1 protein-coding gene is annotated in these 10,510 nt (G+C 77.0%); it reads left to right on the top strand.

All coding sequences use genetic code 11. From position 1 onward, the window contains the following. Positions 1–349: 349 nt before the first annotated feature. Positions 350–10,489 (top strand): type I polyketide synthase, encoded by a 10,140-nt coding sequence (locus BFV98_RS07705; protein WP_071095638.1) that lies wholly within the window; start codon positions 350–352, stop codon positions 10,487–10,489. Positions 10,490–10,510 lie beyond the last annotated feature (21 nt).

Below are 10,510 nucleotides of genomic sequence, written 5' to 3'. Positions count from 1 at the left end.
AAATGGTGTCGTACGACCGTTGTCGGCGGTCGTGACACGCCGGGCCGGGCGGGTCCGCGCACTCGCCCGGCCGCACCCCGCGAGGGCGGTGCGCCGCACCGCTCGCAGGGCGGGTCGGCCCAGCCTGCGCCCCCGCCACCTAGGGGCACCCGTAGGGGCACGCTAGGGGTTGTGACCGCCGTCCGGCGACAATTACCTTTCGTCCGGCGCGTAAGACCTGGTGGGGGGCTGAAACGCCATTTTGTCTGGCAATTCGTGGTCGGCTGAATGGGTTTGGATCTTCGCGGCTTGTGGCGTCCGTGGACGGTATTGGGTCGCTGTTTCTCTCCGACCCGAAGAGGTGGCGTCAATGGCGACTGAAGATACGCTCCGGGAGTACCTGAAATGGGTGACGGCGGACCTTCACCAGACCCGGAGGAAGCTCGGCGAGCTTGAGGCGGCCAGCCGCGAGCCGATCGCCATCGTCGGCATGGCCTGCCGCTTCCCGGGCGGGGTGGGCTCGCCCGAGGAACTGTGGGAGCTCGTCGACTCCCGCCGCGACGCCTACTCCGCGTTCCCCGCCGACCGCGGCTGGGACCTGGCGCGGCTGTTCCACCCGGACCCCGACCATCCCGGCACGTCGTACGTCGCCGAGGGCGGCTTCGTCGACTCCGCCACCGAGTTCGACGCCGCGTTCTTCGGCATCTCGCCGCGCGAGGCGCTGGCCATGGACCCCCAGCAGCGGCTGCTGCTGGAGACCTCGTGGGAGGCGTTCGAGCACGCCGGCATCGACCCCTCGACGCTGCGAGGCCACCAGGTCGGGGTGTTCGCCAGCACCACCGGCCAGGACTACGTGGGGCTGCTTCAGCAGCCGCCGCCCGGCACCGAGGGCTACATCCTCACCGGCACCGCGGCCAGCGTCGTGTCCGGCCGGATCTCGTACGCGCTCGGCATCGAGGGTCCCGCCGTCACCGTCGACACCGCCTGCTCGTCGTCGCTGGTCGCGCTGCACCTGGCCTGCCAGGCGCTGCGGCAGGGCGAGTGCACCCTGGCGCTGGCCGGCGGCGCCACCGTCATGTCCACCCCGTCCGCGTTCATCGGCTTCAGCCGCCAGCGCGGCCTGGCCCTGGACGGCCGGGTCAAGTCGTTCGCCGCCGCCGCCGACGGCACCGCCTGGGGCGAGGGGGCCGGCCTGCTGCTCGTCGAGCGACTCTCCGACGCCCGCCGCAACGGCCACCCCGTGCTCGCGGTCGTACGCGGCAGCGCCGTCAACTCCGACGGCGCGAGCAACGGCCTGACCGCCCCCAACGGTCCGTCCCAGCAGCGGGTCGTGCTCCAGGCGCTGGCCAGCGCCCGGCTCGCGCCCGAGCAGGTCGACGTCGTGGAGGCGCACGGCACCGGCACCACCCTCGGCGACCCGATCGAGGCGCAGGCGCTGCTGTCGACGTACGGGCAGGGTCGGCCGGCCGACCAACCGCTCTGGCTCGGCTCGGTCAAGTCGAACATCGGCCACACCCAGGCCGCCGCCGGCGTGGCCGGCGTGATCAAGATGGTGATGGCGTTGCGGCACGACACCGTGCCCGCCACCCTGCACGTCGACGAGCCCACCCCCAACGTGGACTGGACGGCCGGCGCAGTCGCGCTGGCCACCGAGCCGCGGCCGTGGCCTGCCGGAGAGCGGCCCCGCCGCGCCGGCATCTCCTCCTTCGGCATGAGCGGCACCAACGCCCACGTGATCATCGAGGAGGCACCCGCCGCCGACCCGGCCCCGGCGGACGCCCCGGACGGCCCCGCCCCCGAGATCGACCCGGTCACGGCGCCCGGCACCGCCCCGGTCGACGCGGCCGGCCTCGTGCCGGTGCTGGTCTCCGCCCGCGACGCCGGATCCCTGACCGCGCAGGCCACCCGCTGGGCCGACTGGCTCGACGACCGCCCCGGGCTGCGGCTGACCGACGTCGGCTGGTCGTCGGCGAGCACCCGGGCCGGCCTGGAGCACCGCGCCGTGCTGCTCGCCACCGACCGCGCCGGCCTGGCCGCCGCCCTGCGCGCGCTGGCCGCCGGCGGCGACGCCCCGGGCCTGGTCACCGGCGCGGGTCCGCGCGGCGGCAAGCTCGCGTTCCTCTTCTCCGGCCAGGGCGCGCAGCGCAGCGGCATGGGCCGCGAGCTGGCCGCCGCGTTCCCCGTCTTCGACCGGGCACTGGCCGAGGTCTGCGCCGAGCTGGACCGGCACCTGCCCCGCCCGCTCGCCCCGGTGCTCTTCGCGCCCGAGGGCGACGAGGCGGCCGGGCTGCTCAACCAGACCCTCTACACCCAGGCCGGTCTGTTCGCCGTCGAGGTCGCGCTGTTCCGGCTCCTGGAGAGCTGGGGGGTCGTCCCGGACGTGCTGCTCGGCCACTCGATCGGCGAGCTCTCCGCCGCGCACGCGGCCGGCGTGCTGTCGCTGCCCGACGCCGCCACGCTGGTGGCCGCCCGGGGCCGGCTGATGCAGGCCCTGCCGGCCGGCGGCGCGATGCTGGCCGTCCAGCTCCCCGCCGACGCCGTCCGGTCCGCTCTGGCCGACGTCGAGGACCGGGTCGCCGTGGCCGCCGTCAACGGGCCCACCGCCGTCGTCGTCTCCGGCGCCGCCGACGCCGTCGAGGAACTCGAACGCCGCTGGGCCGACCAGGGCGTACGCACCAGGCCGCTGCGGGTCAGCCACGCCTTCCACAGCCCGCTGATGGAACCGATGCTCGCCGAGTTCGCCGCCGTGGTGCGCCGGCTGGAGCTGCACCCGCCGGCGCTGCCGATCGTGTCGAACCTGACCGGCGCCGTCGCCGACCCCGACGAGATCCGCACCGCCGAGTACTGGGTGCGGCACGTGCGGGAGGCGGTCCGCTTCGCCGACGGCGTCGAGCAGCTGCGCGCCCTGGGCGTGCGTACGTTCCTGGAGGTCGGCCCCAGCGGAGTGCTCACCGCGCTGACCCGCGACGTCCTGGCCGACGACGAGACCTCCGCCGTGGCGCTGCTGCGCCGCGACCGCCCCGAGCCCACGTCGGCGCTCACCGCCCTCGCCGAGCTGCACGTCGGCGGGGTGGAGGTCGCCTGGACGAGGCTGTACGCGGGAGCCGACACCGCGCGGGTGCCGCTGCCCGGGTACGCCTTCCGCCGCCGGCGCTTCTGGCCCGAGCCGCCGCCCGCCGGCCCCGGCACCGCCTCCTCCGACGGCGACGACGAGTTCTGGACCGCCCTGGAGCAGGCGGACGTCGACACGCTGCGCGGCGAGCTGGGCGACGACGAGCAGGTACGGGCGCTGCTGCCGGCCCTGCCCGCGCTGTCCTCCTGGCGTCGGTCCCGGCGGGAACGCTCCCTCGTGGACGGGTGGTCGTACCAGGTGAGCTGGCAGCCCGTGCCGGTCGAGGACGGCGACGCCCCGGCGGGCCGCTGGCTGGTTGTGCTGCCCGCCGAGGACGCGCCGGCGTGGGCCGACGGCCTGGCCGGGCTCTTCGGCGACGCCGAGCCGCTGGTGCTGCGCGTCGGCGCCGCGGACCTGGACCGCGCGGCGCTCGCCGCCCGGCTCCGGATGCTGACCGGCGACCGCGGTGTCGACGGCGTGCTCGCCGTCGTCGCCGGCCAGGACCGGCTGCTGCCCGAGCACCCCGGCGTGACCCTCGCCGCCGCCGGCACCCTCGCCCTCGTCCAGGCGATGACCGACCTGGACCTGGTGGCGCCGCTGTGGTGCGTCACCAGCGGCGCGGTGGCGGCGGCCCCGGGCGACCGGGTCGCGCACCCGCTGCAGACCGAGGTCTGGGGCCTCGGCCGCGCGGCGGCCGTCGAGCAACCGCACCGCTGGGGCGGCCTGGTCGACGTGCCGGCCACCGTCGACGCCGCCATCACCCGGCGGCTCGCCGCCGTGCTGGCCGGCCACGGCGGCGAGGACCAGGTGGCCGTGCGCCCCGGCGGAACCTGGGCCCGGAGGCTCACGCCGGCCCCGCCGACGACCGACGAGAACCCCGCCGGCGACTGGTGGTCCGGCGCCGTCCTGGTCACCGGCGGCACCGGCGCCCTCGGCGGCCACGTCACCCGCTGGCTGCTCGACCGGGGCGCCGGGCGGGTGGTCCTGGCCAGCCGCCGGGGCGCCGCCGCCCCCGCCGTGGCGGACCTGCTCGACCGGTACGGCGCCGACGGGCGGGTCACCGCCGCCACCTGCGACGTCACCGACCGGCGGTCCGTGGCGGACCTGGTCGGCTCGCTGCCCGACCTGACGGCGGTCGTGCACGCCGCCGGCACCGACCAGCTCACCCCGATCACCGACACCACCCTCGACGAGTTCTCCCACGTCGTCGCGGGCAAGGTGCTCGGCGCCCTGCACCTCGACGCCTGCCTCGCCGAGCGCGACCTCGCCGCGTTCGTCATGTTCTCCTCCATCTCCGGCGTGTGGGGCAGCGCCGGGCAGTGCGCGTACGGCGCCGGCAACTCTCTGCTGGACGGCCTGGCCGTGAACCGGCGCGACCGGGGCCTGCCGGCCACCGCCGTGTCCTGGACGGCCTGGGGCGGCGCGCACGGCATGGCCGCCGAGAACGTCGCCACCGAGCAGCTCAACCGGATGGGCCTGCCGCCCGTCGACCCGGAGAAGGCGCTCGTCGCCCTCGACCGGGCGCTGCGCCGGCCCACGCCCTGCGTGACAGTCGCCGACGTCGACTGGAGCCGGTTCCACCCCGCGTTCACAGTGGCCCGGCCCAGCCCGTTCCTCGGCGACCTGCCGCAGGTGCGGGCGCTCGTCGCCGAGGAGGAGGCCGCCACGCCGGCGGACGGGGTCGCCGCGCCACTGCGCCACCTCGCGGCGCTCCCGGCCGCGGAGCAGGAGCGGGAGCTGCTGCGCCTGGTCAACGAGCAGACCGCGGCGGTGCTGGGCCACGCCACCCCCGACGAGCTGCGCGGCCGCCCGTTCAAGGACCTCGGCTTCGACTCGCTGACCGCCGTGGACTTCCGGGGACGGTTGAACGCGGCCACCGGCCTGCGGCTGCCCACCACACTGGTCTTCGACTACCCGACCCCCGCCGAGCTGGCCGCGCACCTGCGCGAGCTGGTCTCCGGCGCCGCCCCGGCCGTCGCCCCGCAGACCGTCGTCGTCGATGCCGACGAGCCCGTCGCGATCGTCGGCATGGCCTGCCGCTACCCCGGCGGCGTCGACGGGCCGGAGGCGTTCTGGCGGCTCGTCGCCGACGGCGTGGACGCCATCTCGCCGTTCCCCACCGACCGGGGCTGGGAGATACCCGAGCCGGCCGAGGGGACGCACCCGCCGGCGGGCGGCTTCCTCCACGACGTGGCGGACTTCGACCCCGCCTTCTTCGAGATCTCGCCCCGCGAGGCCCTCGCCATGGACCCGCAGCAGCGGCTCACCCTGGAGACGTCCTGGGAGGCACTGGAGCGGGCCGGGGTGGACCCCGCGTCGCTGCGCGGCAGCCGTACGGGCGTCTTCGTGGGCGCTTCCACCTCCGGCTACGGCACGGGCCTGACCGAGGTCCCCGAGGGCGTCGAGGGCTACCTGATGACGGGCGCCGCGCACAGCGTCATCTCCGGCCGGGTCGCGTACGCCCTCGGGCTGGAGGGCCCCGCCGTCACCGTCGACACCGCCTGCTCCTCGTCGCTGGTGGCGCTGCACCTCGCCGGGGCGGCGCTGCGGCGCGGCGAGTGCGACCTGGCGCTGGCCGGCGGCGTGGCCGTGATGGCCACCCCGACGGCGTTCCAGGAGTTCTCCCGCCAGGGCGGCCTCGCCTCCGACGGGCGGTGCAAGTCCTTCGCCGCGACGGCGGACGGCACCGGCTGGTCCGAGGGCGTCGGCATGCTGCTCGTGCAGCGGCTCTCCGACGCCCGGCGGCAGGGCCGCCGCGTCCTCGCCGTCGTCCGCGGCTCCGCCGTCAACTCCGACGGCGCGTCGAACGGCCTGACCGCCCCCAACGGCCCCTCCCAGCAGCGGGTGATCCGGCAGGCGCTGGCCGGCGCCGGGCTGGCGGTCACCGACGTGGACGTCGTCGAGGCGCACGGCACCGGCACCGTCCTCGGTGACCCGATCGAGGCGCAGGCGCTGCTGGCGACGTACGGGCAGGACCGGGGCGACGCCGGCCCGCTGCTGCTGGGCTCGGTCAAGTCGAACATGGGCCACGCGCAGGCCGCCGCCGGTGTGGCCGGCGTGATCAAGGTGGTGCTGGCGATGCGGGAGGGGACCGTACCGGCGACGCTGCACGTGGACGAGCCGTCGCCGCACATCGACTGGTCGGCCGGCGACGTGGAGCTGGTGACCCGGTCCCGGCCGTGGCCGGCCGTCGACCGGCCCCGCCGCGCGGCGGTCTCCTCGTTCGGCATCTCCGGCACGAACGCCCACGTGGTCGTCGAGCTGCCCACCGACGCGCCCGCCGACGCCGAGCCGGGCGACGCACCGATGCCGCCCGCAGCCGCTGCGGAGGGGGAACGCGCCGCCGGGCTGCTCACCGCCGACGTGGTGGCCTGGCCCGTCTCGGCCCGCTCCACCTCGGCCCTGGCCGCGCAGGCGTCCCGGCTGGCCCGGCACCTGCGCGCGCACCCCGGCCTCGCCCCGGCGGCGGTCGGCTGGTCGCTCGCCGCGACCCGCTCGGCGTTCGACCGGCGCGCCGCCGTGCTCGGCGCGACCCCCGGCGAGCTGCTGGCCGGCCTGGACGCGCTCGCCGCCGGCACCCCGGCCGGCAACGTCGTGACCGGCACCGTCGCCAACCACGGCGCGGGCCCGGTGTTCGTCTTCCCGGGCGCCACCCCAGCGGGGGCGGCGGCCGCACTGGTGGGCCGCTGCCCGGTCTTCGACGACACCCTCGCCGAGTGCCGGCAGGCCCTCGCGCCCTGGGTCGACGTCGATCCGGCCGCCCTGCTCACCGGCGCGGACGCCTCCTGGGGCGAGCGGCCGGAGCTGGCCCGGCCCGTGCTGTTCGCCGTCGGGGTGGCGCTCGCCGCCGTCTGGCGGCACGCCGGCGTCACCCCCGCCGCTGTCGTCGGCACCGGCGACGGCGAGGTCGTGGCCGCGTACGTGGCGGGCCTGCTGTCCCTGCCCGACGCCGCCCGCACGGTGGCGTTGCGGGCCCGGTCCGCCGCCGGCGAGCTGGACCCCGACGGCCTCCGTGCCGCCCTGGCGGGGCTCGCCCCGCAGCCGGGGACCGCCCGGCTGGCCTCCACGTTCACCGGCGACTGGGCCGATTCGGCCCGCCTCGGTGTCGACCACTGGGCCGACCTGACCGGCCTTGGTGTCGACCGGGCGGGCCCCGGTGCCGACCCGGCCGGCCTCGGAGCGGCGCCGACCGCCTCCGGCGCCGACCGCCCGGCCGATATCGCCGGGGGACCGGAGCGGCTCGACGCCGCCCTGCGCGCCGCCGTCGCGGCCGGACACGTGACATTCGTGGAGATCTCGCCGGAGCCGGCGCTGACCGACCGGGTCGCCGCCGTCCTCGACGCGACCGGCGTCAACGGCCACGTCCTGGAGACCCTCGGCGGGTCGGACGACGCCGCCACCCGGCTGCTGACCGGCCTCGCCACCGCGCACACCCTCGGCCTGGCGGTGGACCACCGCCGGCTGCTGCCCGAGGCCGAGCCCGTCGACCTGCCCACGTACGCCTTCGACCGGAACCGCTTCTGGCTGGAGCGCACCGGCGCGCACCGCTCGGTCCTGCCCGCCGTGGGCCTCGACGTGGTCGACCACCCGCTGCTCAGCGCGGTGGCCGACCTGCCCGGCGACGAGGGCCTGCTGTTCACCGGCCGGATCACCCTCGCCACCCACCCCTGGCTGGCCGACCACGCCGTGCTGGGCACGGTGCTGCTGCCCGGGACGGCGCTTGTGGAGCTGGCGTCCTGGACCGGCCGGCAGGCCGGCGCGGCGACCGTCGCCGAGCTGAACCTGGAGGCGCCGCTGGCGATCCCCACCGAGGGAGGAATCGACCTGCGGGTCCGCGTCGGCCCGCCGGACGAGACCGGGCACCGGCCCGTCGCCGTCCACACCCGGCGCGACGACGACACCGGACCCGACGGTTCCCGGGCCTGGCAGCGGCACGCCTCCGGCCAGCTCGCCGACACCGTCGACCCGGACCCCGTGCCGGCCGCCGTGTGGCCGCCCGCCGACGCCGAGCCGATCGCCCTCGACGGGCTCTACGCCCGGCTCGCCGCCCAGGGCTACCACTACGGCCCCACCTTCCGGGCGCTGCGCGCCGCCTGGCGCTCGGGCCGGGACATCCTCGCCGAGGTCGCCCTGGACGCCGACGCGTCCACCGACACCACGGCCTTCTCCGTGCACCCGGCCCTGATGGACGCGGCGCTGCACGCCATCGGCGCCAGCGCCACGGACGGCGCCACCGACGCCACGGCCGGCGACCCCGCCGGTGGCGCGTCGGGCACCGAGGGCGGCCCCGACATCCGCCCGGGCCTGCCGTTCACCTGGTCGGGCGTGACCATCCGACCCACCCGCGCCCGCGAACTGCGGATCCGGCTGCGCGCCACCGACGCCGGCTCCGTGGCCCTGACCGTGACCGACACGGGCGCGACCCCGGTCGCCTCCGTCGACGGTCTGGTCCTGCGGCCCATCTCCGGCGAGCAGCTCAGCGCCGCCCGCCGCTCGGCCAGCCGGTCCCTGCACCGCCTCGACTGGGTCGCCCCCGCCACCGGCCGCGCCGACGGCACGTCCCGGCTCGTCGCCCTCGGCGACGACTGGCCCGGCGCCGACCGGCACCCGGACCTGTCGACGCTGGTCGCCGACGTACGCGCTGGTGCCGCCGCACCCGACGCGGTGGTGGTGACCTGCGCCGGAACCGCCGCCGGCGAGCCACACCCGGCCGCCCAGGCGCACCGGGTCGCCCACCGGATGCTCGCGCTGGCCCAGCAGTGGCTCGCCGAGGAGTCCCTCACCGCCGCCCGGCTGGTGGTGGTCACCCGCGGCGCGGTCCGGGTCGACCCGGACGAGCGGATCGCCGACGTGCCGGCCGCCACCGCCTGGGGCCTGCTGCGCTCCGCCCAGTCGGAGAACCCCGACCGGATCGTGCTCCTCGACGTCGACGACGACGCCCCGGCCGCCGCGCTGCTGCCGGCGGCCCTGGCCACGGGCGAACCCCAGCTCGCCGTACGTGCCGGGCAGCTCCGGGTGCCCCGGCTGACCCGGCTCGGCCCGCCCCCGGCCGACGCGCCCGGCCCCGATCTGGCCGCCGGCACCGTCCTGGTGACCGGGGCGACCGGCCTGCTCGGGCGGCTCGTGGCGCGGCGGCTCGTCACCCGCCACGACGTACGGCACCTGCTGCTGGTCAGCCGCAGCGGGGCGGACGCACCGGGCGTCGCCGCGCTGGTCGACGACCTGGCCGGGCTGGGTGCCACCGCCCGGGTGGCCGCCTGCGACGTCACCGACCGCGACGCGCTCGCCCTGCTGGTCGATGAACTCCCCGCCGACCAGCCGCTGACCGGCGTGGTGCACGCCGCCGGGGTACTCGACGACGGCGTCCTGCCCGCGCTCACCCCGGAGCGCTTCGACGCCGTGCTGCGTCCCAAGGTCGACGCGGCGTGGCACCTGCACGAGCTGACCGAGAAGCTGGACCTGGCTGCGTTCGTGCTCTTCTCCTCGGCGGCCGGCCTGTTCGGCGGCCCCGGGCAGGCCAACCACGCGGCGGCGAACTGTTTCCTCGACGCCCTCGCCCAGCACCGGCGCGACCGGGGACTCCCGGCGCTCTCGCTGGCCTGGGGCCCGTGGGTCAACGACACCGGCGACGGGCGGACCGGGCACGTCGACGAGGCCCGGATGAACCGGGGCGGCTTCGTGCCGCTCGGCGCCGAGGAGGGCATGGACCTGTTCAGCGAGGCCCTGCGCTTCGCCGAGCCGGTGGTCGTACCGGTCAACCTGGACCTCGCCCTGATCGGCCGGCACGGGCCGGCGGCGGTCCCGCCGGTGCTGCGGTCGCTGGTGCGGCCGGCGACGACCGGCGCGGTACGGGCCGCCGAACGCGATCCGGCCGAGGCGCTGCGGGAGACCCTCGCCGCCACGGCGGAGGCCGATCGCGACCAGGTGCTCTCCGACCTGGTGCGGACCCACGCCGCCGCGGTCCTCGGCTACGCGTCGATCCGCTCGATCGACGTCGAGCGCGGCTTCGTCGAGCTGGGCTTCGACTCGCTGACCGCGGTCGAGTTCCGCAACCGGCTCAACGCGGCCACCGGGCTGCGGCTGCCGTCCACGCTGATCTACGACCGGCCGACCACGGCCGCGCTGGTCGAGTACCTGCGGGGCGCGCTGCTGGCGGAGCGGAGCACCTCCGCGCTGACGGTGCTCGGCGAGCTGAACAAGCTGGAGCACGCCATGCGGGCGGTGGCCTCTGCCGACACCGACCGGGCCGCCGTCGGCGCCCGGCTGCGTGAACTGCTCTCCCTGTGGACCTACACCGAGTCCGGTGCGGACTCCGCCGCCGACGAGGGCGCCAGCCTCGAGTCGGCCTCCGCCGAGGAGATCTTCAGCCTGCTGGACGAAGAGTTCGGCTCGGCCTGATCCGGCATGTCGCACACCTCG

It is taken from the genome of Micromonospora sp. WMMB235, assembly GCF_001855515.1.
Classification (GTDB): domain Bacteria; phylum Actinomycetota; class Actinomycetes; order Mycobacteriales; family Micromonosporaceae; genus Micromonospora; species Micromonospora aurantiaca.
Note: the sequence above shows the minus strand (reverse complement) of the source record. Positions and strands in the feature narration are given on the sequence as shown.

Excerpts from the sequence above, each read along its gene's own strand:
- BFV98_RS07705 (WP_071095638.1), top strand. The coding sequence starts at position 350 with ATGGCGACTGAAGATACGCTCCGGGAGTACCTGAAATGGGTGACGGCG.